This window comes from Klebsiella sp. WP4-W18-ESBL-05 (genome assembly GCF_014169075.1).
Classification (GTDB): domain Bacteria; phylum Pseudomonadota; class Gammaproteobacteria; order Enterobacterales; family Enterobacteriaceae; genus Kluyvera; species Kluyvera ascorbata_B.
This window is the reverse complement of the sequence record NZ_AP022057.1, coordinates 640,620-664,382: the sequence shown is the minus strand read 5'-3', so window position 1 is coordinate 664,382 and position 23,763 is coordinate 640,620. Positions and strand designations below refer to the sequence as shown.

The window sequence follows — 23,763 nt, the reverse complement described above, 5'->3', positions numbered from 1 at the left end:
TCACAATGGAAATTAGTCTGTTGCAGGCTTTTGCATTAGGCATTCTTGCCTTTATTGCGGGTCTGGATATGTTCAACGGCTTAACCCACATGCACCGCCCGGTGGTGCTTGGGCCGCTGGTCGGCCTGATCCTCGGCGATCTGCATACCGGTATTTTAACCGGCGGTACGCTGGAGTTGGTGTGGATGGGCCTGGCCCCGCTGGCGGGCGCTCAGCCGCCAAACGTGATTATCGGCACCATCGTCGGTACCACGTTCGCCATCACTACCGGCGTGAAACCTGACGTCGCCGTCGGGGTCGCGGTACCGTTCGCCGTAGCGGTACAGATGGGGATTACTTTCCTGTTCTCGGTCATGTCCGGCGTGATGTCTCGCTGCGACCGTATGGCGGCAAACGCCGACACCGACGGTATTGAACGGGTTAACTATCTGGCGCTGCTGGCGTTAGGCACGTTCTACTTCCTGTGCGCTTTTTTACCGATTTACTTCGGGGCTGAACACGCCAAAACCGCCATTGACGTGCTGCCGGAACGCCTGATTGACGGCCTGGGCGTCGCGGGCGGCATCATGCCAGCCATCGGCTTTGCCGTCCTGCTGAAAATCATGATGAAAAACGTCTACATTCCGTACTTCATTATCGGTTTCGTTGCCGCGGCCTGGCTCAAGCTTCCCGTGCTGGCTATCGCCGCTGCGGCGCTGGCGATGGCGCTGATTGACCTGCTGCGTAAATCCCCTGAACCGACCCAACCTGCGGCACAGAAAGAGGAATTCGAAGATGGCATCTAATCAACAGACTCTGCCGAATGTTTCCGAGAATGAAGAAACGCTGCTGACCGGCGTAAACGAAAACATTTATGAAGATCAAACCATTGGCGCTGAGCTGACCAAAAAAGATATCAACCGCGTCGCCTGGCGTTCCATGCTGCTACAGGCGTCCTTTAACTATGAACGTATGCAGGCCTCCGGCTGGCTTTACGGTCTGCTGCCTGCGCTGAAAAAAATTCATACCAACAAGCGCGATCTGGCGAGAGCCATGAAAGGCCACATGGGATTCTTCAACACCCACCCTTTCCTGGTGACCTTTGTCATCGGCATCATTCTGGCGATGGAGCGCTCCAAACAGGACGTTAACAGTATTCAAAGCACCAAAATTGCCGTCGGCGCGCCGCTGGGCGGGATTGGCGATGCCATGTTCTGGTTAACGCTGCTGCCTATTTGCGGCGGGATTGGCGCCAGCCTCGCGTTACAGGGATCCATTCTTGGCGCCGTGGTGTTTATCGTGCTGTTTAACGTGGTGCATCTCGGCCTGCGCTTCGGCCTGGCTCACTATGCCTACCGAATGGGCGTGGCGGCGATTCCGCTTATCAAGGCCAACACCAAAAAAGTCGGCCACGCCGCCTCTATCGTCGGGATGACGGTGATTGGTGCACTGGTGGCAACCTACGTTCGCCTGAACACCACGCTCGAAATTAAAGCCGGCGATGCGGTCGTCAAACTGCAGGCCGACGTTATCGACAAGCTCATGCCCGCCTTTTTACCGCTGGTCTACACCCTGACGATGTTCTGGCTGGTACGCCGCGGCTGGAGCCCGCTGCGCCTGATCGCCATCACCGTGGTGCTGGGCGTCGTCGGTAAATTCTGCCACTTCCTGTAAAGCAAAAGAGGTCCTCGATGTTAGGTATTATTTTGACCGGTCACGGCGGCTTCGCCAGCGGAATGGAAAAAGCCATGCGGCAGATCCTCGGTGAGCAAACGCAGTTTATCGCGATTGATTTTCCGGAAACCTCAACCACCGCGCGGCTTACCGAACAGCTGGAACAGGCGGTGGCTACGCTGGATGCTGAAGAAGATATCGTGTTTCTGACCGACCTGCTCGGCGGCACGCCATTTCGCGTGGCATCAACCCTGGCAATGCAAAAGGCCGGGCGCGAAGTGATCGCCGGCACCAACCTCCAGTTGCTGCTGGAAATGGTGCTGGACCGCGATGGATTAAGCGGCGAGGCCTTCCGACTACAGGCGCTGGAGTGCGGGCATCGCGGCTTAACCAGCCTGGTCGACGAGCTGGGACGCTGTCGCGAGGCGTCTCCCGTAGAGGAAGGCATATGACGCAAATTCTCCGCGCTCGCCGCCTGTTAACGGAGTACGGTTGGCAGGATGATTGTCAGTTGCGTATTGAAGCGGGCACGATCGCCGCAATAGAACCGATACCGGCGGGTATTGTCTGGCGTGATGCTGAGCTGCTTTGCCCCGCGTATATCGATGTTCACGTTCACGGCGGCGCGGGCGTTGATGTGATGGACGATGCGCCAGGTACGCTGGATAAACTCGCCCACCATAAGGCGCAAGAGGGCGTCGCCGCCTGGCTGCCCACGACGGTGACTGCGCCGCTGGCGTCGATTCACCGGACGCTGGCGCGCATTGCCGAGCGCTATCATTCAGGCGGGCCGGGCGCCCAGGTACTGGGGAGCTATCTGGAAGGGCCTTACTTTACGCCACAGAACAAAGGCGCCCATCCCCCCGAGCTATTTCGCGAGCTGGACGCGGATGAACTGGATACGTTGATAGCCGTATCCCGACATACCCTTCGCGTGGTGGCGTTAGCGCCGGAAAAACCCGGTGCGCTGCGGGCTATCCAGCATCTCAAACAGCAGGGCGTGCGGGTTATGTTAGGGCATAGCGCGGCAACCTGGGCGCAAACCCGCGCCGCGTTTGACGCAGGGGCGGACGGGTTAGTGCACTGCTACAACGGCATGACCGGGCTGCATCATCGCGAACCGGGAATGGTGGGCGCGGGGCTCACCGATCCGCGCGCATGGCTTGAGCTCATCGCCGACGGCCATCATGTCCATCCAGCGGCGATGCGGCTCTGCGGCATCTGCGCAAAAGAGAGAATTGTGCTGATTACCGATGCCATGCAGGCGGCCGGAATGCCCGACGGCCGCTACACGCTCTGCGGTGAACAGGTCGACATGCGCGGCGGGATCGTACGCACCGCCTCGGGTGGCCTGGCCGGAAGTACCCTGTCGGTTGACGCTGCCGTACGTCATATGGTCGAACTCGCGGGAATGACGGCGGAAGACGCGATCCACATGGCTTCGCTGCATCCGGCTCGCCTGCTCGGTATCGATAGTCAGTTGGGGTCGCTCAAACCAGGCAAGCGCGCCAACATCATTGCGCTCGACGGCGGCCTGCATCTGCAGCATCTCTGGATCCAGGGCCAGCCTTATACCCATTAATCCTTTCGTTTTTTCCTGCCAGGCCTTCGCTTTATCCGCGCAAGGCCTTTCTTTTCCTTTCTACCAGTAACAGCGCTATTCAGCGAAAATCTATATTAATCGTTATATATCAAATATATAAATACATCTTTCGTTTTGCGATCACAGTTTTCGTTTTATTTCGACGCACGCCATTGACCTTTCGATTTCTTTTCTATAGATTTTAATCAACCGCTAAAGTTAACAAGTGAAACAAAACGAAAGATAACAGCTTTTGCCAGCGTCTGATGTGGAATTAACAAGACTAAGGACCTACGTTATGCCAGAAACCTATACCCCCGCTGCCGCGACCACCGGCACCTGGACCGAAAAAGAGATCCGCCAACAGCCCGCTAGCTGGATCCGCTCACTCAAAAATATTGATGCAAACCGCTCGGCGATCGACGGTTTTCTTGCGCCGCTGCTGCGCAAACCAAACCTGCGGATCGTCCTGACGGGCGCCGGAACGTCGGCCTTTATCGGCGAGACGATTGCCCCCTGGCTTTGCCACCAGACGGGGAAAAATATCAACGCCGTACCCACCACCGATCTCGTCACCAATCCAATGGACTATCTGAACCCGGCACATCCGCTGCTGCTGGTTTCATTTGCCCGCTCGGGCAACAGCCCGGAGAGCGTGGCTGCCGTTGAGCTGGCCAACCAGTTCGTTCCTGAGTGCTACCACCTGTCAATTACCTGTAACGAAGCGGGCAGCCTGTACCAAAATCTGGTCGACAGCGATAACGCTTTCGCCCTGCTGATGCCGGCCGAAACGCACGATCGCGGCTTTGCCATGACCAGCAGCATCACCACCATGATGGCAAGCTGTCTGGCGGTATTCGCGCCGGAGATCATTAACAGCCAGACCTTCCGGGACGTGGCCGATCGCAGCCAGGCGATCCTCGACTCACTCGGTGATTTTAGCCTGGGTGTCTTTGGCGACGGCGCCTGGAAACGCGTCGTCTATCTGGGCAGCGGCGGATTACAAGGTATCGCGCGTGAGTCTGCGCTGAAGGTGCTGGAGCTAACCGCCGGCAAACTGGCGGCCTTCTACGACTCGCCAACCGGTTTCCGCCACGGACCAAAATCGCTGGTCGATAACGAAACGCTTATCGTGGTGTTCATCTCCAGCCACTCTTACACGCGCCAGTACGACCTGGATCTGCTGGCGGAACTGCGCCGCGATCGTCAGGCAATGCGCGTGGTCGCGATTGCCGCGGAAACGGATGCCATCATCGAAGCTGGCCCGCATATTCTGCTGCCTCCTTCCCGTTCGTTTATCGACATGGAACAGGCGTTCTGCTTCCTGATGTACGCCCAGATCTTTGCGCTGACTCAGTCGATTCGTGTTGGCAATACCCCAGATACCCCCTCTGCCAGCGGCACGGTCAATCGTGTTGTGCAAGGCGTGATTATTCATCCGTGGCAGGCTTAAGAGGATCTCCATATGAGCATTATCTCAACGAAATACCTTCTGCAGGATGCGCAGGCCAACGGCTACGCCGTGCCGGCGTTTAACATCCACAACGCCGAAACGATCCAGGCGATCCTCGAGGTGTGCAGCGAAATGCGCTCGCCCGTGATCCTCGCGGGGACTCCCGGCACGTTCAAACACATTGCCCTGGAAGAGATCTACGCCCTGTGCAGCGCGTATTCGCTCACTTACGACATGCCGCTGGCGCTGCATCTCGATCATCACGAATCGTTGGATGACATTCGCCGTAAGGTTCATGCCGGTGTACGCAGCGCGATGATCGATGGCAGCCACTATCCGTTTGAACAAAACGTGAAGCTGGTGAAATCGGTGGTTGACTTCTGCCACCTCAACGATTGCAGCGTTGAGGCCGAACTGGGCCGTCTGGGCGGGGTAGAAGACGACATGAGCGTCGACGCGGAAAGCGCCTTTCTCACCGACCCGCAGGAGGCGAAACGCTTTGTTGAGTTGACCGGTGTTGACAGCCTTGCCGTGGCTATCGGCACGGCACATGGCCTCTATACCAAACGACCAAAAATCGACTTCCAGCGGCTGGCAGAAATCCGGGAAGTGGTGACGGTGCCGCTGGTGCTGCATGGCGCAAGTGATGTGCCGGATGAATATGTTCGCCGCACCATCGAGCTGGGCATCTGCAAAGTCAACGTCGCAACCGAGTTGAAGATCGCCTTCTCTGACGCCGTCAAAGCCTGGTTTGCTGAAAATCCGCAGGGCAATGACCCGCGCTTTTACATGCGGGTTGGCATGGACGCCATGAAAGAAGTGGTCAGAAGCAAAATCGCCGTCTGCGGCTCAGCGAATCGGTTACGGCTACCGGCGGAGGCCTGATCTTACAGCGTATTACAGCAATATCTCAAAATAACTATAAGCCTCGCAAATATGAAGGCGCGCCCTTAAACCGGGTAGCGCCTTCCATTATCCTAAAAATCCGAGGGTCCCTACATGACACAGAAAAAATCTTTTAAGTCAAAATCATGGGAGTTTTTCCAAAGTCTGGGAAAAACCTTTATGTTCCCGGTTTCACTTCTTGCCTTTATGGGATTGCTGCTGGGTATCGGTAGTTCAGTGACCAGCCCTTCCACCATTACGAGTTTTCCCTTTCTGGGTGGCGAATTTACGCAGTTGACCTTTGGCTTTATCGCCATGGTCGGTGGCTTTGCATTTACCTATCTGCCGCTGATGTTTGCCATGGCGATCCCCATGGGGCTTGCCAACCGCAACAAGGCGGTCGCCGCCTTTGCCGGGTTCGTTGGCTACATGCTGATGAATATGAGCATTAACTATTACCTGACGGCTACCCACCAGCTTGCCGACCCCGCCACCATGAAACAGGTGGGACAATCGATCGTGCTGGGCATTCAAACCCTGGAGATGGGTGTACTGGGCGGCATCGTGGTTGGGGTTATCACCTATTTTCTGCACGAACGTTTTCAGGACACGGTTCTGCACGACGCCTTCGCGTTCTTTAGCGGCATTCGTTTTGTGCCGATTATGACCGCTCTTACCCTGTCGCTGGTGGGTCTGTTCATTCCTCTTCTGTGGGAATACGTCGCGCTGGGTATCGCGGGTATTGGGCATATCATCCAGAGCACCAGCGTTTTCGGCCCCTTCCTCTACGGCGTGGGCGTGCTGCTGCTGAAACCTTTTGGTCTGCACCACATCCTGCTGGCGATGGTGCGTTTTACCCCAGCAGGCGGCATTGAAATGGTGAATGGCCATGAGGTCGCCGGGGCGCTGAATATCTTCTACGCAGAGCTTAAAGCCGGCCTGCCGTTTAGCCCGCACGTTACCGCGTTTCTGTCACAAGGGTTTATGCCGACCTTTATCTTCGGTTTGCCCGCTGTGGCTTACGCCATCTACCGCACCGCGCGTCCGGAAAATCGGCCAGTCATTAAGGGGTTGCTGCTTTCCGGCGTGCTGGTTTCCGTCGTCACCGGTATTTCAGAGCCGATTGAGTTCCTGTTCCTGTTTATCGCCCCCGCGCTTTACGCCTTCCATATCGTCATGTCTGGCCTGGCGCTGATGGTAATGGCCCTGTTGGGGGTGACCATTGGCAATACCGATGGCGGCATTCTGGATCTGCTGATTTTCGGCGTGATGCAGGGCATGTCGACCAAATGGTATCTGCTGTTCCCGGTCGGTATTGCCTGGTTTGCCATCTACTTCTTTGTCTTCCGCTGGTACATCCTCAAACACGACATCAAAACGCCGGGCCGCGAGGTGGATGCTCAGGGGGCGCAGCAAGCCGTCGAGGCTAACACCCGCGCGCGTGGAAAATCAAAATACGATCATGGTCTTATCCTGCGTGCGCTCGGCGGTAAAGAGAACATTGAGTCGCTTGATAACTGCATTACCCGCTTGCGTCTGGTGGTGAAAGATATGGGCCTTATCGATCAACAGGCGCTGAAAGCGGCCGGCGCGTTGTCGGTGGTGGTGCTTGATGCTCACAGCGTACAGGTGATCATCGGCCCGCAGGTACAGAGCGTCAAAACCGGCATTGAAGCCTTAATTTAACAGGGGGAGTGATGTTTGATTTCGACAAAATCATCGAGCGCCAAAGTGATAAGTGCCGTAAATGGGACCATGCCTTTGTGTGCTCACGTTTCGGTGACGTCCCGCAGTCCTTTATCCCCCTGTGGATAGCCGATATGGATTTCACCTCGCCGCCTGCGGTGATTGACGGCTTCCGGCGCATCGTGGAGCACGGCACCTTTGGCTATACCTGGTGCTTTGATGAATTCTACGACGCGGTTATCGCTTTCCAGCGTAAACGTCATCAGGTTGAGGTAGAAAAGTCGTGGATCACGCTAACCTACGGCACCGTCTCTACGTTGCACTACACGGTTCAGGCGTTCTGCAAACCGGGTGACAGCGTGATGATGAACACGCCGGTCTACGATCCTTTTGCGATGGCGGCACAGCGCCAGGGCGTGCAAGTACTTGCTAACCCGCTTCGCGTGGAGGACAACCGCTATCAGCTTGATTTTAATCTGATAGAAGAACAGCTCAAAACCCACCGTCCAACGCTGTGGTTCTTCTGCTCGCCGCATAACCCGTCCGGCAGGATCTGGCGCGCGGAAGAGATACGTCAGGTGTCCGATCTCTGTCAACGCTACGGTACGATTCTGGTAGTCGATGAGGTTCACGCCGAGCACATTCTGGATGGCAAATTCGTCAGTTGCCTCACCTCTGGCTGTGCCGCACAGGACAACCTGATCGTGCTCACGTCACCCAACAAGGCGTTCAATCTGGGCGGGCTGAAAACCTCCTACTCCATGATTCCGAACGGCTCGCTGCGCCAGCGCTTCCGCCAACAGCTTGAGAAGAACTCCATTACCTCGCCCAATATGTTCGGGGTATGGGGAATTATTCTGGCCTATCAACACGGTCTGCCATGGCTCGACGCGCTGAACGGTTATCTGCAAGGCAACGCCCGTTATCTGGCGGAGGCCATTACGACCCACTTCCCGGCGTGGAAGATGATGAATCCGGAATCGTCGTATCTGGCGTGGATAGACGTAAGCGCGGATGACCGTAGCGCAACGCAGCTAACCCAACATTTCGCACAGCAGGCGGGCGTAGTCATAGAAGACGGCAGCCACTACGTACAAAACGGCGAAAACTACCTGCGGATTAATTTTGGCACCCAGCGCTACTGGCTGGAGCAGGCCATTAACCGAATGCTGAAAAATTACAAATAAGGATCTTACCCACAATGAAAAAGGTGCTCACTCTCTCACTGCTGGCTCTCTGTGTTTCTCATGGCGCAGTGGCGGCAAACTACGCGCTCAATAACGACAATATTGCTCTCTCATTCGATGATACCAACTCAACGGTCGTGGTGAAGGACAACAGGGCTAACCATCCGCTCACGCCGCAGGAGTTGTTCTTTCTGACGCTACCGGATGAGAGCAAAATCCACACCGCGGATTTCAAAATCAAGCACGTTGAAAAACAGGGCAACGCGATTGTCATCGACTTTACGCATCCGGATTTTAACGTCACGGTGAAGCTGAACCTGGTGAAGGGAAAATACGCCAACATCGGCTACACCATTGCCGCCGTTGGGCAGCCGCGAGACGTGGCTAAAATCACCTTCTTCCCAACCAAAAAGCAGTCTCAGGCTCCTTACGTAGATGGCGCAATCAATAGCTCACCGATCGTTGCCGACTCGTTCTTTATCCTGCCGGATAAACCGATCGTCAATACCTACGCCTATGAAGCCACAACCAATCTCAACGTAGAACTGAAAACGCCGATTCAACCAGAGGCCCCGGTCAGTTTTACCACCTGGTTCGGCACTTTCCCGGAGACCAGTCAGCTGCGCCGCAGCGTGAACCAGTTTATTAATGACGTACGTCCACGGCCCTACAAGCCTTATCTGCACTACAACAGCTGGATGGATATCGGCTTTTTCACTCCCTACACCGAACAGGATGTGCTGGGGCGTATGGACGAATGGAACAAGGAGTTCATTACGGGCCGCGGCGTGACCTTAGACGCTTTCTTGCTGGACGATGGCTGGGACGATCTGACCGGACGCTGGCTATTTGGCCCGGCATTCAGCAACGGTTTTAGCAAAGTCAGGGAGAAAGCCGACAGCCTGCACAGCTCCGTAGGGCTATGGCTTTCTCCGTGGGGCGGCTACAACAAACCGCGCGATGTTCGCGTTTCGCATGCAAAAGAGTATGGGTTCGAAACCGTGGACGGCAAGCTGGCGCTGTCGGGAGCGAACTACTTTAAAAACTTCAATGAGCAGATCATCAAGCTTATCAAAAACGAGCACATCACCTCGTTTAAGCTCGACGGGATGGGTAACGCCAGTTCACATATCAAAGGCAGCTCGTTCGCCTCAGATTTCGATGCGTCAATCGCCCTGCTGCACAATATGCGCAGCACAAACCCGAATCTGTTTATCAACCTGACCACCGGCACCGACGCCAGCCCGTCCTGGCTGTTCTACGCTGATTCAATCTGGCGTCAGGGGGATGACATCAACCTGTATGGTCCTGGCACGCCGGTACAGCAGTGGATGACCTACCGCGATGCCGAGACGTACCGCTCCATTGTCCGTAAAGGCCCACTGTTCCCGCTGAACTCGCTGATGTACCACGGGATAGTCAGCGCCGCGAATGCCTATTACGGGCTGGAGAAGGTGCAAACGGACAGCGATTTTGCCGATCAGGTCTGGAGCTACTTCGCGACCGGCACCCAGCTGCAGGAGCTGTATATTACCCCGTCCATGCTGAACAAGGTGAAGTGGGATACGCTGGCGAAGGCAGCAAAATGGTCGAAGGAAAACGCCAGCGTGCTGGTTGATACCCACTGGATTGGCGGCGACCCGACGGCGCTTGCCGTGTACGGCTGGGCCTCCTGGAGCAAAGACAAGGCCATTCTCGGTTTGCGCAACCCGTCGGATAAGCCACAAACCTACTATCTGGATTTAGCGAAAGATTTCGAAATACCAACAGGAGACGCGGCGCAGTTTAGGCTGAAAGCGGTATACGGCAGTAACAAAACCGTGCCCGTTGAGTATAAAAACGCGACGGTAATTACGTTACAGCCGCTGGAAACGCTGGTGTTTGAGGCGGTGCCCGTTAACTAAAGGCCTGCACCAATGAGTCGCCGGGTAAAGCGCAACCGCCACCCGGCAAAACCGGCAGCAGGGGCTTACTCCCCCTGCTGCTCCAGCGCATACTTATACAACGCATTCTTCTTCACGCCGTGGATCTCCGCCGCCAGCGCCGCCGCCTTCTTCAACGGCAGCTCGGCCTGCAACAGCGCCAGCGTACGCAGCGCATCGGCAGGCAGTTCGTCGTCCTGAGCTTTATGGCCCTCAACAATCAGCACCATCTCACCTTTGCGGCGATTTTCATCCTCTTTCACCCACGCCAGCAGTTCGCCAACCGGCGCGCCGTGAATGGTTTCCCAGGTTTTGGTCAGCTCGCGCGCCAGCACCACATAGCGCGCTTCGCCCCACACCGCCACCATGTCTTCCAGGCTATCGAGCAGACGGTGGGTTGATTCATAAAAAATCAGCGTGCGCGGCTCGTCTTCAATCGCCTTCAGCGCGTCGCGACGGCCTTTTGACTTGGCAGGCAGGAAACCTTCATAGCAAAAACGGTCCGATGGCAGACCGGCGGCGCTCAGCGCGGCGATCGCAGCGCACGGGCCCGGCAGCGGCACGACCCGGATACCCGCTTCGCGGCAGGTACGCACCAGATGATAGCCAGGATCGTTAATCAGCGGCGTGCCCGCGTCGGACACCAGCGCAATGTTTTGCCCTTCTTTCAGTTTTGCCACCAGCGTTTCGGCCTTTTGCTGCTCGTTATGATCGTGCAGCGCAAACAAACGGGCGTTAATGGCGAAGTGTTGCAGCAATAAACCTGTGTGTCGGGTGTCTTCAGCCGCAATTAAATCAACAGCTTGCAATACTTCGAGCGCTCGTTGGGTAATATCAGCCAAATTTCCGATAGGAGTAGGTACAATAAAGAGCTGGCCTTGAGAATTATCCGCCGATTCGTGTTGTTTCATTGTTTCGTCCGTATTGCCGATTTAATATTGAGCATTGCGTAAAAAATATCACTGGATACAGTATGGTACCCTCAACATTTTCTCGTATGAAAGCCGCGCGTTGTCTGCCGGTTATCCTGGCTGCGCTGATTTTCGCAGGCTGTGGAACCCAGCAGGCTTCCGATCAGAGTGCCTCCCAGCTTCAGGGTGCGTCGCAGGCTGATTCCGGCTTTTACCTGCAGCAGATGCAGCAAAGTTCGAATGATAGCAAGACCAACTGGCAATTACTCGCCATTCGTGCACTGCTGAAAGAAGGCAAAAGCCAGCGGGCGCTGGAGCTGTACAATCAGTTGCCTAAAGAACTCAATGCTGCCCAGCGTCAGGAGCAGTCTCTGCTGGCCGTCGAAATTAAGCTGGCGCTGAAGGATTTTGCGGGCGCAAAAGCGCTGCTGCAGCCGCTGAAGGCGAGTGATTTCGACAGTGCGTTACAGGTGCGATTCTGGCAAGACACTATTTCGGCAGAACAGGGAAAACCCTCACTCACGCTGCTGCGCGCCCTGATTGCACAGGCCCCGTTGCTCGCGTCACAGCAGGAAAAACAGCAAAACAGCGACGCAACCTGGCAGACGCTGTCCTCAATGACCCAACCGCAGGCTAACGCGCTGGTGATCAATGCCGATGAAAACGACCTGCAGGGCTGGCTCGACCTGCAGCGCATGTGGTTTGACAATCGCAACGATCCCACCATGCTGAAGGCCGGTATTAAAGACTGGCAGACCCGCTACCCGCAAAACCCGGGCGCGAAAGTGCTGCCGTCGCAGCTGGCTAACGTGCAGAATTTTAAACCGGCTTCGGTCAATAAAATTGCCCTGCTGCTGCCGCTGAGCGGCCAGGCGTCGGTCTTTGGCCGCACCATCCAGCAAGGCTTTGAAGCGGCGAAAAACGGTACGACGCCGGTCACCGGAAGCGCTGTCCCGCAGCAGGTTGCCCAGGCGGCTAACGCCGCGGTCGTCAGCCCGTCACAGGCGGAAGTCACCGATCTGACCAGCCCGCAAACTCAGGCACCGGTTCAGGCACCTGCCGCCGCAGCCCCGGTCGAAGCCGCCGCACAGCCGCAAGCCGACGCGGAGCAGACTAACCCGGCCCCCGTTCCAGCATCTACTGCCCCCTCATCGCCGCAGCCGGTCGCCAGCGTAGCGGCCAATCCGTCTGCGGAGCTGAAAATCTATGACACCTCATCCCAGCCGCTAAACCAGATTCTGGCGCAGGCGCAGCAGGACGGCGTCAGCCTGGTGGTCGGCCCGCTGTTAAAAAATAACGTTGATGAGCTGCTCAAAAGCAATACCACGCTGAACGTGCTGGCGCTTAACCAGCCGGAGTCGGTCACCAGCCGCGCCAACGTGTGCTATTTTGCCCTTTCGCCAGAAGATGAGGCCCGCGATGCCGCGCGCCATATCCATGACCAGGGTAAACAGTCGCCGCTGCTGCTGATTCCGCGTAACGCCCTCGGCGATCGCGTCACCAAAGCCTTTGCCGACGAATGGCACAAGCTGGGCGGCGGTACCGTGCTGCAGCAGAAATTTGGTTCGCTCTCTGAGCTGCGCGGCGGCGTCAACGGCGGTTCCGGTATTTCGCTGTCAGGTACGCCGGTTGCCGCTTCTCAGGCGCAGGGTGTAACCATCGGCGGCTTAACGATTCCGGCAGCGCCAACCGATGCGCAGATTACCGGCAGTAGTAAAGTTGATGCGGCCTACATTGTGGCAACTCCGGAAGAAATCGCCTTCATCAAGCCAATGATTGCGATGCGTAACGGCAGCCAGAGCGGCGCGCTATTGTATGCCAGTTCCCGCAGCGCACAGGGCACTGCGGGCCCGGACTTCCGTCTGGAAATGGAAGGTTTGCAGTACAGTGAAATCCCGATGCTGGCCGGCAGCAATCCGGCGCTGATGCAGCAGGCGCTACGCGCGGTCAACAACGACTACTCGCTGGCGCGCCTGTACGCAATGGGCGTCGATGCCTGGGCGCTGGCGAATCATTTCTCTCAGATGCGCGGTGTACCGGGCTTTGAACTGAACGGCAACACCGGCGATCTGAGCGCGAATCAGGACTGCGTGATTAACAGGAAGTTATCATGGCTCAAATACCAACAGGGGCAAGTCGTCCCGGCAAACTGACCGCCAGGCAGACCGGCGACGCCGCCGAACAACGCGCGCGTCGCTGGCTGGAACACCAGGGACTGGTGTTTATCGCCGCCAACGTGCATGAGCGCGGCGGCGAAATCGATCTGATTATGCGTGAAGGAGCGGTAACGGTTTTCGTCGAAGTCCGTTATCGTTCTTCCGGTGCCTACGGCGGCGCAGCCGCAAGCGTGACCCGGAGCAAACAAAACAAACTGTTACAAACTGCCCGCTTGTGGCTTGCACGTCACAATGGGAGTTTTGACACTGTGGATTGCCGTTTCGATGTGATAGCCTTCACGGGCCATGAGATCGAATGGTTTCAAAACGCTTTTAGCTCATAGAATGTAAAGGGATATCGTGCTCGAAAGAATCAAAGTGTGCTTCACTGAAAGCATCCAGACCCAAATTGCGGCGGCGGAAGCGCTCCCGGACGCTATCTCCCGAGCAGCGATGACCCTGGTACAATCGCTGCTGAACGGCAACAAAATTCTCTGTTGTGGTAACGGTTCATCCGCGGCCAACGCACAGCATTTTGCGGCCTGCATGATTAACCGTTATGAAACCGAGCGTCCCGGTTTACCCGCGATTGCACTTAATACTGATAACGTGGTCTTAACGGCAATCGCCAACGATCGTCTGCATGATGAAATTTATGCCAAGCAGGTACGCGCGCTGGGCCACGCCGGGGACGTTCTGCTGGCGATTTCCACGCGCGGTAACAGTCGCGATATTGTGAAAGCGGTCGAAGCCGCGGTGACCCGCGATATGACCATCGTGGCCCTGACCGGCTACGACGGCGGCGAGCTGGCGGGCCTGCTGGGCCAGCAGGATGTGGAAATTCGCATCCCGTCGCATCGCAGCGCGCGCATCCAGGAGATGCACATGCTCACGGTTAACTGCCTGTGCGATTTAATTGATAACACCCTTTTCCCACACCAGGACGACTAAGGAGAACACATGAAGGTAATTTCGACCCTCGCGGTCCTTATTTCCGCACTGCTGCTCCAGGGATGCATTGCAGCCGCCGTTGTCGGCACCGCTGCAGTGGGGACCAAAGCCGCAACTGACCCGCGAACGGTGGGGACTCAGGTCGATGACAGCACGCTGGAGCTTCGTGTGAACAGCGCTCTGTCAAAAGACGAGCAGATTAAAAAAGAAGCGCGCATTAACGTGACGGCTTATCAGGGCAAAGTCCTGCTGACCGGCCAGGCGCCGGACCTCAGCCTCGCCACCCGGGCGAAGCAGATTGCGGTGGGCGTCGATGGCGCGACCGAGGTGTTTAACGAAGTGCGCCAGGGCCAGCCGATTAGCCTGGGGACCTCGTCGTCCGATACCTGGATCACCACTAAAGTACGTTCGCAGCTGTTAACCAGCGATCAGGTCAAATCGTCCAACGTGAAGGCCACCACCGAGAATGGAGAAGTGTTCCTGATGGGCCTGGTGACCGACCGCGAAGGGAAAGCAGCGGCTGACATCGCCAGCCGCGTGAGCGGCGTGAAGCGCGTCACCACCGCATTTACCTACATTCAGTAATCCGTACGTTCGCCCGGTAGGTTCACTGCCGGGCAGTTTCTCTGAGCTGGCGTGACGTCAGAATCGTTACCGGTGATGTCCCCGGATTCTTCGCCATTTTCAGCATCGCTTTCGCCACATCCTGAGCAGCAATGGATTTCCAGTTCCCCGGTAGCAGGCTGAACAACGGTGCCAGCAGGCGCTCGTTTAAGCGCGGCGCGCGGCGTTCGCCCAGCAGCATCGAAGGACGCACAATCGTCAATCGCGGCCAGCCTTGTTCAATTAAGGCCGACTCCATTTCACCCTTCACGCGATTGTAGAAAAACGGTGAATGGGCGTTAGCCCCCATCGCGCTCACCACCAGCATTTGCTTTGCGCCCAAGCGTAAACCGGTTTGTGCGGTCTCCAGCACCAGATCGTAGTCAACGTGGGTGAACGCGGCTTTTGAACCTGCGTCGCGTATCGTCGTGCCAAGACAGCAAAAGACGGTATCGATCGGTGAGTCTATCTGCGCCAGCGCGGCGCTGAGATCCGGATGATGCGGATTCTCAATGCCGAAGACATCCACCAGCGGATGGCGCGTAGGTGCGACGATGGATTCAACCTGCGACGCCCGGCGAAGTAAGTTAAGTAAGTGCCCACCAACAAGGCCGGTGGCACCGGTAATGAGGACGTGGTGCATGAGGGTCTCCCTATTTCCCTGGAATCGAATGGTTCACCGTTTGTAGTTTGTAGGCATGATAAGCGCAGCGCCATCAGGCAATACCGTGCACATTGCCGGATGGCGGCGTAACCGCCTTATCCGGCCTACAAACTACGCCAGTGCCGATGTAACCATATCAATTTATAGGCTGCCGGAATGATAAACAACGACAGCAGCGGCGCAGTGATCATCCCCCCTATCATCGGCGCGGCGATGCGGCTCATCACCTCAGATCCTGCGCCTGTCCCCCATAGTATGGGCAATAACCCGGCAATAATCACGGCAACCGTCATCGCCTTTGGCCGCACGCGCAGCACCGCCCCATGGTACAACGCGTCGTCCAGCCCTTGCTCGGTAAAAGTTTGCGGGCGCTGCAGTTTAGGGTCGGCCTCGACGGCGTGGCGCAGATACATCAACATCACCACGCCAAACTCTGCCGCCACCCCAGCCAGGGCGATAAACCCAGTGCCGGTCGCTACCGACATATGGAACCCTTGCCAGTACAAGAACCAGATACCGCCCACCAGCGCAAACGGCAGGCTCATCAGGATCAGCATCGCCTCTTCTACCCGCCGGAATGCCAGATAGAGCAGAATGAAGATAATCATTACCGTCATCGGCACCATCAGCTTAAGCTTTTTATTCGCGTGCTCCAGCAGTTCAAACTGGCCGGAAAACGCCACGCTGGTCCCCGGTTTGAGGGTGACCTGCTGGCTAATCGCCGTTTGCAGGTCATGCACCACAGACACCATATCGCGGCCGCGGGCGTCGATGTAAATCCAACTGGTGGGACGCGCATTTTCCGTTTTCAGCATCGTTGGCCCGGAAACCACCTTCACCTGCGCCACATCACCCAGCGTAATCTGCTGCTTTGCCGGCGTCAGAATCGGCAGCTGGCGCAGCGCCGTTGGGCCATCGCGGAAGCCCTGCGGATAACGAATATTAATCGGGTAGCGTGCCACGCCCTCCACGGTCTCCCCCACCGTCGTGCCGCCGATCGCCGATGAGACGAACAGCTGTACATCGCCAACGGTCATGCCGTAACGGGCCGCTTTCTGCCGGTCGATATCCACATCAATATAGCGCCCACCTTCCAGCCGCTCTGCCAGCGCAGAGACGACCCCGGGCACGGTTTTCGCCACGGTTTCAATACGCTGCGCCACGTCATCAATATCCGCCAGCGACGTGCCCGACACTTTGATACCAATGGGACTTTTAATGCCGGTAGAGAGCATATCGATACGGTTACGAATCGGTGGCACCCACAGGTTCGCCAGGCCCGGCAGGCGCACGGTGGCGTCCAGTTCATCAATGATTTTGTCGAGCGTCATCCCCGGGCGCCATTGATCCTGCGGCTTGAGCTGGATGGTGGTTTCAATCATCTCCAGCGGCGCGGAGTCGGTCGCCGTTTCCGCTTTTCCCGACTTGCCAAACACCGATGCCACCTCCGGTACCGTCTTTATCAGCTTATCAGTCTGCTGTAGCAGCACCGCCGCCTGGCCCGGAGAAATGCCCGGCAGCGTGGAGGGCATGTAGAGCAGATCGCCTTCGTTAATTTTCGGCAGAAACTCGCCGCCCACCTTGCTAAGCGGCCAGAGCACGGTCAACATCGACAGCAGCGCGACCACCAGCGTCAGCTTTGGCCAGCGCAATACATTCAGCAGCAGCGGATGATACAAGGCTATCAGCACGCGGTTCAGCGGATTGCGCGACTCTGCCGGGATCCGGCCTTTGATCCAGAACCCCATCAGGATAGGGATCACCACGATCGCCAGCGCCGCAGCCCCGCCCATGGCGTAGGTTTTGGTAAACGCCAGCGGGCCAAACAGCCGCCCCTCCTGCCCTTCGAGGGTAAAGATCGGGATAAACGACAGAGTGATGATCAGCAGGCTGATAAACAGCGCCGGCCCGACTTCGACCGCCGCGTCGGTAATCTCTTTCCAGCGCGTGGCGTTATCCATCTGCACGTTGGGATGCGCTTCCTGCCAGTGCTCCAGCCGCTTGTGGGCGTTTTCGATCATCACGATCGCCGCGTCCACCATCGCCCCAACCGCAATCGCAATACCGCCGAGCGACATGATATTGGCATTCAGCCCCTGGAAGTGCATGACGATAAAGGCAATGCACAGCCCCAGCGGCAACGAGACAATGGCCACCAGCGCCGAACGGACGTGCCAGAGGAATAGCGCACACACGACCGCCACAACGATAAATTCCTCAATCAGCTTGCCGCGCAGATTGTCAATTGCCCGGTCAATCAGCTGGCTACGGTCGTAGGTGGTCACCACCTCAACGCCATCAGGCAGGCTTTTTTGCAGCGCGGCCAGCTTGTCTTTCACCGCCGTAATCACTTCTCGGGCGTTCTTGCCCGAACGCAGCAGGACAACGCCGCCCGCCACTTCGCCTTCACCGTTTAGTTCGGCAATACCACGACGCATTTCCGGACCGATCTGCACGCGCGCCACATCCTGCAGATACACCGGTACGCCGTCGGTACCCGCCTTCAAAACGATATGGTTAAAGTCTGCCAGGCTCTTCAGGTATCCGGTTGCGCGTACCATGTATTCGGCTTCGGCAATCTCTACTGATGAACCGCCCGCCTCCTGGTTAGACGTGCTGAGCGCCTGTTTGACGTCGCTGAGGCTGATGCCGTATTGGGCGAGCTTCATCGGGTCGACCTGCACCTGATACTGTTTTACCACGCCGCCGATTGACGCCACTTCGGCAACGTTAGGGATCGTTTTCAGCTCGTACTTCAGGAACCAGTCCTGTAACGATCGCAGCGCGGCCAGATCGTGCTTACCGCTTTTGTCCACCAGCGCGTACTCAAAGATCCAACCGACGCCGGTCGCATCAGGGCCAATCTCCGAGCTGACGCCCTGCGGCAGTTTCCCCTGCACCTGGTTGAGGTACTCCAGCACGCGCGAGCGCGCCCAGTACAAATCCATCCCGTCTTCAAAGATGACGTACACGTAAGAGGCCCCAAACTGCGAGAAGCCGCGGACAGTCTTCGCCCCCGGGACCGAAAGCATGGTGGTCGTCAGCGGATAAGTCACCTGGTTTTCCACAATCTGCGGCGCCTGCCCTGGATAGTTAGTTTTAACGATAACCTGTACATCCGAGAGGTCCGGCAGCGCATCCACTGGCGTATTCAGTATGGTCCAGCCTCCCCAGAGGCTTAAAAACAGCACGCCCATCATGACCAGGAAACGGTTTGCCACCGAGCGCCGGATTATCCATTCAATCATTACCGCCTCCTGAGTGCCCGGCGTGGGCGTCGGCGGCGCGGCGCATACGGTCTAACGCGCCGCTGATGTTCGCTTCAGAGTCAATCAGGAACAGGCCGTTGAGGACCACCGACTCCCCCTCGACCAGACCACCGGCAATCCCCGTCTGCTGCCGGGATTCGTGCAGCACCTGGATTGTCTTCGGGATAAATTCACCGTCCGGGCCAACGGTAATGACCCGCTGCTCGTCACCGGTATCAATCACCGCCTGCGAGGGGATGAGCAGCATCTCATCGCTTTGGCTTTGCAGTTTCAGCGAGGCATTCATGCCGGGCTTAAGCAGCCCATCGCGGTTATTGACCTGCAAACGTACCTGTACGGTACGCGTCGTCGGATCGACGCTCGGCAGTACCGACCACGTCTGGATAGGGAAAGTTTTATCCGGATAAGCAGGGATCGCGATGCGGAACTGGGCGGCATTCTTCAGTTGCCAGGCCATCGACTCCGGTACGGCGGCGCTGATCCAGACCGGGTCCATGCCCTGGATTTGTGCCACCACGTTGTCTTTGGCGATATTCATGCCGCTTTTCAGGCTAAAGGCGGTCAGCACGCCATCAATTGGTGCGGTGAGCGTAAAGCGCGTCTGCACCCGGCGAGTGGCACGCATACGCTGGATGTCTGCCTCCGGCATCCCCGCCAGCCGCAGGCGCTCGAGCACGCCATCCAGCTGAGTTAGCGTTCCGCCCGAGTTCGCCAGCAGCAGGTATTCACTCTGCGCCTCGACCCACGATGGGATAGTGACCTCGACTAAGGGCGCGCCCTTGTGGACCGTATCCCCCACCGTCAGCGGATAAACCTTTTCGATAAAGCCTTCCGCACGCGCCTGTACAATCACAAACTGGTACTCGTTATAGCTGACGTTAGCCGGGAGCGTCTGGCTGTCGCTCAGCCGCCCCTTGCTGACCGCCACGGTGCGTAGCCCTAAGTTGTGCACCTGAGTAGGGTCGATGCGTACGCCATTCGCGGAGGCCTCACCGCCCTCGTCGGCGTACTTTGCCACCAGATCCATATCCATGAACGGCGACTTACCCGGTTTATCAAAGCGGACATCCGGCTTCATCGGATCGTACCAGTAGAGCACCTTACGCTCGGCTGGCTGCGCATGGGCATGTTCCGCCGGGGTCGACAGGTGGCCCATCATCACCGGGGCTATTCCGCCGACTATCAGGCTACAGACGATCGTCACGGCGTATTTGAATTGTGCGTTGGTCATAGCGTTCAGCGCGTCTTAATGTCCTGAAGAAGGGAAATATTTCCCTGTTGGATAAAGCTGAAATCCACCTGGCTACCCGCTTTAAGCTGCTCGATTGCCGCCGTCGGTTCAGCGTAGGTAAAACGCATGGTCATCGCCGGCCAGCCGATTGCCGCAATCGCATCGTGCGCAATGGTGATTTTCTTCGCCTGTCGATCAATTAACTTCACAATCCCGGTTCCCTGAATAACCGTGGGTTGCGCATTCATCGTCGTCATGGATCCATGACCGTCATGCTGCATTTCTGTCGCCTGAACGTTCATCGTCATAACCATAAAAATACCGCCAAGCAGAGTGGTAAAGTGACGCATATTTAAGACTCCTGAATAAGTTTTATGCTTTCCAGCCGCCGCCAAGGGCGGTGAATAAATTGATTTCGTTAACCTGTTGGGAATAAATTAAATCGAGAATGGCTTGCTGCGTGGTGAATATTGAGCGCTCAGCATCGAGCACCTCGATATAGCTCACCGCACCGCTGGCATATAAACCACGTGCGCGTTGTAGGGTGATTTGCAGCGAGGATAAATAACGCCGCTGGGCCGCCAGCTGCCCCTGAATACTGTCGCGCAGCGAGAGTGCGTCGGCCACATCCTTAAACGCCGCCTGAATTTTTTGCTCATAGGCCACCACGGCCTGACGCTGCTTCACGTTTGCCAGCGCCAGATTGGCTTCATTACGCCCGGCGTTGAAAATGGGCAGATCAACCTTCGGCACAAAGCTCCACATACCGCTTGCTGCGTTAAACAGGCTGGAGAGCGCCGAGCTGCTGGTTGAGACACCGCTGGTTAGGGTGATGGAGGGGAAAAATGCCGCACGCGCCACGCCAATATTGGCATCAGCGGCACGCAGCTGGTGCTCCGCCGCCATGATGTCCGGGCGCTGAAGCAGAATCGCTGACGGCAGGTTTGCTGGCAGCACCAGCGGGTTCACCGCCTCACTTTGCGCGCTATCGCTTAGCGGCGTGCTGTAGGTACCCAGCAGTTGCTGCAGTAAATGGCCGGCCTGCGCCAGCTCGCCTTCACGCTTAGCGATGTCCGCACGGGTGCTTTCTATCACGCCGCGCGCCTGTTCCAGAGCCAGCACATTGGTACTGCCGGTGACCAGCTGCTGTTCAACAAAACCGTACGACTGCTGATAGTTACGCAGCGTCTCTTTGGCGATCGCCAGCTGTGCGGCCAGCCGACGCTGGTTGAAATAGGCCTGCGAAACGCTGGTCACCAGGGTAATTTGCGCGGCGCGCTGGGCCGCCTGACTGGCGAAGAGGTTCTGCCTGTCAGCTTCGCTCATGTTTTTCAGCTTGCCGAAAAAGTCGAGCTCATAGCTCAGGTTCAACCCGGTCGCGTAGCCTTTATCGGTGGGGTTATTGCCCTGCAGGTCGCCTTTATAGCTGGCGTCCGCAGTGCCATCCAGCTGCGGATAACGCCCGGCGTCGGTGACCTGATACTGCGCGCGCGCGGCCTCAACGTTGAGTACCGCCATACGTAAGTCACGGTTGTTACGCAGCGCAATGTCAATCAGCCGCTTTGCCTGCGGATCGGCGAAAAACGATTGCCAGCCGGTCTCCTGCCAGCGGGTGCCGGTTGGCACCAGCGCTCCCGAAGACAGCGAGAATTGCTCGGGCACGGTATTTTCCGGCTGTTGATAGTCCGGCGCCAGCGAGACGCACCCGGCCAGAAACAACGCCATCAGCAGCGTCAGCGGTTTTACTTTCAACATGTCACGTCCTGTATGGCCAAGGAAAAGGGCTGGCCTGGCAATTACCTTACGGGAGCGACTCTGTTTGCAGCCTGACAGGATAATGACAAAGTTGTCATTTAAGGCCTGAGATAACGTGATCCGCACAGCGAAAAGTCGTGCAGAAAAAATAAATTAGCTTTTACGAACATAAAAAAAGGGAATATCGGTGGAAAGAAATTAACCGCGATCACATTTATTCAATAATATGCCAGATTGCTCACAAATTAACGTCTGAATGACAAATAAGTATTTTTATTAGAAAAAAAGCAAGATAACTTTTTCAAGAGGTTATATTTCCCCGAAAGAATTCTCTGCATTTTCTCTGTGAGACGCACCGCATAACGATACGATATTTACCGGTTAGCCATAATAGAACATTGTTTCATACAAATAGCGCTCCTATCATCACTTTCGTTTTCCTTTTCACCAATCCTTACCTCTGTTCAGGGATGAAAATAATACCTATCGCAAAACCGGAGTCTCTCTATGAAATTCAGAACAAAAGCGCTTGGTTTAGCCTTGTTATGTGCCCTTTCACAAAATGCCTTCAGCGAACAGCTCGACGTCTGGATACGCGCCAGCAATGATTCAAAAGTGATTTACCAAAAACTCGCCGACCAGTTCCAGAAAGAGACAGGGATATCCATCAAGTACTTCAACGCCGTCACCGACTTTGACCAGCGACTGGCGCGCGCGGCAACCGGCAACGCGCTGCCGGACGTGGTTTTCAACGACGCCATTATTGTCGGCCAGATGGTGCAGCTAGGTATCGTCGATGAAATCAAACCCGGCGAACTGAAAGGCGGCGGCGATGTTTACGAGACGGCGTGGAAATCCGCACAGCTCCCGGACGGTAAGTACTACGGCGTCCCAACGTCGGCGCATACCTATGCGCTGTTTATCCGCCAGGATTGGCTCAACAAGCTTAACCTTAAGGCCCCCACCAATTGGGATGAACTGAAAAACGTGGCGCAGGCGTTCACCCGCAACGATCCTGACGGTAACGGTAAGAATGATACCTACGGCTTTACCATGCCGCTATCGACCACCCGCGGCTATGCCAGCTCATTTTCATCTTCCTATCTGTGGCAGGCGGGCGGTAATTATCTGGTTGCCACCCAGCCGGGAAAATTTAAGGCCGCGCTCAACGGCCAGGAAGCGGTCGCCGCGATGACATTTATGCGAAGCATGGTTTGCGAAGGGCTTGCACAGCCGGGCGCGATTAATCACACCACTGCCGATGCGAACACGGCCTTCCGTTCCGGACAAAGCGGGATGTACTCCTCCGGCCCGTACCATATTGCCCTGTTTGATAAAGATCCGGGTAAAGCGACCTATACCGTAGTCCCCCCGCCGGCGGGCCCCGGCGGCGCAGCGTCGATGGCCGAAGGCACCACGGCATTCCTGATGAAAACCAGCCAGCGCAAAGCGGCGGCTAAAAAATTCCTCGAGTTTTTAATTTCACCAGAAGGCCAGAAGATCGGTATGGCGACCGACAGTACCTCGATGCCGATCGTCCGCCTGCCGATCAATAAAACGCTGAACATCAAGGATTACCATGACGATCCGCGCTGGGAAGTGTTTGCGGAAACCTACGCGAAGGAAGGGCGCTACATGCCGCAGATCCCAAACTGGATCCCGGTAAGGCAGATCACCGCCGACGGTTTTAACAAAATTTATGCCGACTGCGAGGGCGATATTCCGGCGGTACTCAAGACGCTCAACGACAAGGTCAACGAGGAGCTGAAACGGCAGAACGCGTGGGCGGAGTAATACCAACGCTTGTAGGCCTGATAAGCGTAGCGCCATCGGGCTGCCTGGCTCAGGCTGCCCG

The 23,763-nt window shown here is 56.7% G+C and carries 20 protein-coding genes; 14 read left to right on the top strand and 6 right to left on the bottom strand.

The window, feature by feature from the left end:
- Positions 1–5: 5 nt before the first annotated feature.
- The 9 genes from agaW (at position 6) to H7R58_RS03205 (ending at position 10,350) form a co-directional block, all read left to right on the top strand.
- Complete coding sequence (agaW, locus tag H7R58_RS03245) at positions 6–785, top strand: PTS N-acetylgalactosamine transporter subunit IIC (protein WP_106927154.1); 780 nt, start codon at positions 6–8, stop codon at positions 783–785.
- Positions 775–1,653: a PTS N-acetylgalactosamine transporter subunit IID gene (gene agaE, locus H7R58_RS03240; protein WP_182928508.1), complete on the top strand. Its 879-nt coding sequence runs from the start codon at positions 775–777 to the stop codon at positions 1,651–1,653. The genes agaW and agaE overlap by 11 nt, the downstream gene beginning before the upstream one ends.
- A gap of 17 nt (positions 1,654–1,670) precedes the next feature.
- Positions 1,671–2,105 (top strand): PTS galactosamine/N-acetylgalactosamine transporter subunit IIA, encoded by a 435-nt coding sequence (gene agaF / locus H7R58_RS03235; RefSeq protein WP_106927156.1) that lies wholly within the window; start codon positions 1,671–1,673, stop codon positions 2,103–2,105.
- Positions 2,102–3,235 carry an N-acetylglucosamine-6-phosphate deacetylase gene (gene nagA, locus H7R58_RS03230; RefSeq protein WP_106927158.1) on the top strand — a complete coding sequence of 378 codons (1,134 nt, stop codon included), beginning with the start codon at positions 2,102–2,104 and terminating at the stop codon, positions 3,233–3,235. Before agaF ends, nagA begins: the two co-directional genes overlap by 4 nt.
- 298 nt (positions 3,236–3,533) lie before the next feature.
- Positions 3,534–4,688 (top strand): AgaS family sugar isomerase, encoded by a 1,155-nt coding sequence (locus H7R58_RS03225; RefSeq protein WP_182929967.1) that lies wholly within the window; start codon positions 3,534–3,536, stop codon positions 4,686–4,688.
- A gap of 12 nt (positions 4,689–4,700) precedes the next feature.
- The gene (gene kbaY / locus H7R58_RS03220) at positions 4,701–5,573 is read left to right on the top strand and encodes a tagatose-bisphosphate aldolase subunit KbaY (protein WP_106927162.1); all 873 of its coding nucleotides are present in this window, start codon (positions 4,701–4,703) and stop codon (positions 5,571–5,573) included.
- Positions 5,574–5,687: 114 nt separating this feature from the next.
- Positions 5,688–7,259, top strand: a complete 1,572-nt coding sequence (malX, locus tag H7R58_RS03215) for a maltose/glucose-specific PTS transporter subunit IIBC (RefSeq protein ID WP_106927164.1) — start codon at positions 5,688–5,690, stop codon at positions 7,257–7,259.
- 11 nt (positions 7,260–7,270) lie between these two features.
- Positions 7,271–8,446 carry a MalY/PatB family protein gene (locus tag H7R58_RS03210; RefSeq protein ID WP_182929966.1) on the top strand — a complete coding sequence of 392 codons (1,176 nt, stop codon included), beginning with the start codon at positions 7,271–7,273 and terminating at the stop codon, positions 8,444–8,446.
- Between the two features lie 14 nt (positions 8,447–8,460).
- A complete protein-coding gene (locus tag H7R58_RS03205; RefSeq protein ID WP_182929965.1) occupies positions 8,461–10,350 on the top strand; it encodes an alpha-galactosidase in 1,890 nt (629 codons plus the stop codon).
- Between the two features lie 65 nt (positions 10,351–10,415).
- On the opposite strand, the gene rsmI is transcribed toward H7R58_RS03205, so the two are convergent.
- Complete coding sequence (rsmI, locus tag H7R58_RS03200; RefSeq protein WP_106927170.1) at positions 10,416–11,279, bottom strand: 16S rRNA (cytidine(1402)-2'-O)-methyltransferase; 864 nt, start codon at positions 11,277–11,279, stop codon at positions 10,416–10,418.
- A 62-nt stretch (positions 11,280–11,341) separates the two neighbouring features.
- On the opposite strand from rsmI, the gene H7R58_RS03195 reads away from it, so the two are divergent.
- From H7R58_RS03195 to dolP, 4 genes are read left to right on the top strand one after another with little or no spacing between them, the layout of a single operon-like run.
- Complete coding sequence (locus H7R58_RS03195; protein ID WP_182929964.1) at positions 11,342–13,432, top strand: penicillin-binding protein activator; 2,091 nt, start codon at positions 11,342–11,344, stop codon at positions 13,430–13,432.
- Positions 13,390–13,779: a YraN family protein gene (locus H7R58_RS03190; RefSeq protein ID WP_106927174.1), complete on the top strand. Its 390-nt coding sequence runs from the start codon at positions 13,390–13,392 to the stop codon at positions 13,777–13,779. Before H7R58_RS03195 ends, H7R58_RS03190 begins: the two co-directional genes overlap by 43 nt.
- Before the next feature lie 16 nt (positions 13,780–13,795).
- Positions 13,796–14,386: a DnaA initiator-associating protein DiaA gene (gene diaA, locus H7R58_RS03185; protein WP_064542037.1), complete on the top strand. Its 591-nt coding sequence runs from the start codon at positions 13,796–13,798 to the stop codon at positions 14,384–14,386.
- 9 nt (positions 14,387–14,395) lie between these two features.
- A complete protein-coding gene (dolP, locus tag H7R58_RS03180; RefSeq protein ID WP_106927175.1) occupies positions 14,396–14,971 on the top strand; it encodes a division/outer membrane stress-associated lipid-binding lipoprotein in 576 nt (191 codons plus the stop codon).
- Between the two features lie 22 nt (positions 14,972–14,993).
- Here the strand turns inward: dolP and H7R58_RS03175 are convergent, their stop codons facing one another.
- From H7R58_RS03175 to H7R58_RS03155, 5 genes are all read right to left on the bottom strand, one after another.
- Entirely contained in the window at positions 14,994–15,632 is a 639-nt protein-coding gene (locus H7R58_RS03175) for an NAD(P)H-binding protein (protein ID WP_182929963.1), read from the bottom strand.
- Positions 15,633–15,757: 125 nt separating this feature from the next.
- Positions 15,758–18,901: a CusA/CzcA family heavy metal efflux RND transporter gene (locus tag H7R58_RS03170; protein WP_182929962.1), complete on the bottom strand. Its 3,144-nt coding sequence runs from the start codon at positions 18,899–18,901 to the stop codon at positions 15,758–15,760.
- On the bottom strand, positions 18,894–20,153 hold the full coding sequence (locus H7R58_RS03165) for an efflux RND transporter periplasmic adaptor subunit (protein WP_182929961.1): 1,260 nt from the start codon (positions 20,151–20,153) through the stop codon (positions 18,894–18,896). The genes H7R58_RS03170 and H7R58_RS03165 overlap by 8 nt, the downstream gene beginning before the upstream one ends.
- A gap of 5 nt (positions 20,154–20,158) precedes the next feature.
- A complete protein-coding gene (locus H7R58_RS03160; RefSeq protein WP_106927183.1) occupies positions 20,159–20,503 on the bottom strand; it encodes a copper-binding protein in 345 nt (114 codons plus the stop codon).
- A 22-nt stretch (positions 20,504–20,525) separates the two neighbouring features.
- On the bottom strand, positions 20,526–21,908 hold the full coding sequence (locus tag H7R58_RS03155; protein WP_182929960.1) for a Cu(I)/Ag(I) efflux RND transporter outer membrane protein: 1,383 nt from the start codon (positions 21,906–21,908) through the stop codon (positions 20,526–20,528).
- A 507-nt stretch (positions 21,909–22,415) separates the two neighbouring features.
- On the opposite strand from H7R58_RS03155, the gene H7R58_RS03150 reads away from it, so the two are divergent.
- On the top strand, positions 22,416–23,702 hold the full coding sequence (locus H7R58_RS03150) for an ABC transporter substrate-binding protein (protein WP_106927187.1): 1,287 nt from the start codon (positions 22,416–22,418) through the stop codon (positions 23,700–23,702).
- Positions 23,703–23,763 lie beyond the last annotated feature (61 nt).

Excerpts from the sequence above, each read along its gene's own strand:
- agaW (WP_106927154.1), top strand. The coding sequence starts at position 6 with ATGGAAATTAGTCTGTTGCAGGCTTTTGCATTAGGCATTCTTGCCTTT.
- agaE (WP_182928508.1), top strand. The coding sequence starts at position 775 with ATGGCATCTAATCAACAGACTCTGCCGAATGTTTCCGAGAATGAAGAA.
- agaF (WP_106927156.1), top strand. The coding sequence starts at position 1,671 with ATGTTAGGTATTATTTTGACCGGTCACGGCGGCTTCGCCAGCGGAATG.
- nagA (WP_106927158.1), top strand. The coding sequence starts at position 2,102 with ATGACGCAAATTCTCCGCGCTCGCCGCCTGTTAACGGAGTACGGTTGG.
- H7R58_RS03225 (WP_182929967.1), top strand. The coding sequence starts at position 3,534 with ATGCCAGAAACCTATACCCCCGCTGCCGCGACCACCGGCACCTGGACC.
- kbaY (WP_106927162.1), top strand. The coding sequence starts at position 4,701 with ATGAGCATTATCTCAACGAAATACCTTCTGCAGGATGCGCAGGCCAAC.
- malX (WP_106927164.1), top strand. The coding sequence starts at position 5,688 with ATGACACAGAAAAAATCTTTTAAGTCAAAATCATGGGAGTTTTTCCAA.
- H7R58_RS03210 (WP_182929966.1), top strand. The coding sequence starts at position 7,271 with ATGTTTGATTTCGACAAAATCATCGAGCGCCAAAGTGATAAGTGCCGT.
- H7R58_RS03205 (WP_182929965.1), top strand. The coding sequence starts at position 8,461 with ATGAAAAAGGTGCTCACTCTCTCACTGCTGGCTCTCTGTGTTTCTCAT.
- rsmI (WP_106927170.1), bottom strand. The coding sequence starts at position 11,279 with ATGAAACAACACGAATCGGCGGATAATTCTCAAGGCCAGCTCTTTATT.
- H7R58_RS03195 (WP_182929964.1), top strand. The coding sequence starts at position 11,342 with ATGGTACCCTCAACATTTTCTCGTATGAAAGCCGCGCGTTGTCTGCCG.
- H7R58_RS03190 (WP_106927174.1), top strand. The coding sequence starts at position 13,390 with ATGGCTCAAATACCAACAGGGGCAAGTCGTCCCGGCAAACTGACCGCC.
- dolP (WP_106927175.1), top strand. The coding sequence starts at position 14,396 with ATGAAGGTAATTTCGACCCTCGCGGTCCTTATTTCCGCACTGCTGCTC.
- H7R58_RS03175 (WP_182929963.1), bottom strand. The coding sequence starts at position 15,632 with ATGCACCACGTCCTCATTACCGGTGCCACCGGCCTTGTTGGTGGGCAC.
- H7R58_RS03170 (WP_182929962.1), bottom strand. The coding sequence starts at position 18,901 with ATGATTGAATGGATAATCCGGCGCTCGGTGGCAAACCGTTTCCTGGTC.
- H7R58_RS03165 (WP_182929961.1), bottom strand. The coding sequence starts at position 20,153 with ATGACCAACGCACAATTCAAATACGCCGTGACGATCGTCTGTAGCCTG.
- H7R58_RS03160 (WP_106927183.1), bottom strand. The coding sequence starts at position 20,503 with ATGCGTCACTTTACCACTCTGCTTGGCGGTATTTTTATGGTTATGACG.
- H7R58_RS03155 (WP_182929960.1), bottom strand. The coding sequence starts at position 21,908 with ATGTTGAAAGTAAAACCGCTGACGCTGCTGATGGCGTTGTTTCTGGCC.
- H7R58_RS03150 (WP_106927187.1), top strand. The coding sequence starts at position 22,416 with ATGAAATTCAGAACAAAAGCGCTTGGTTTAGCCTTGTTATGTGCCCTT.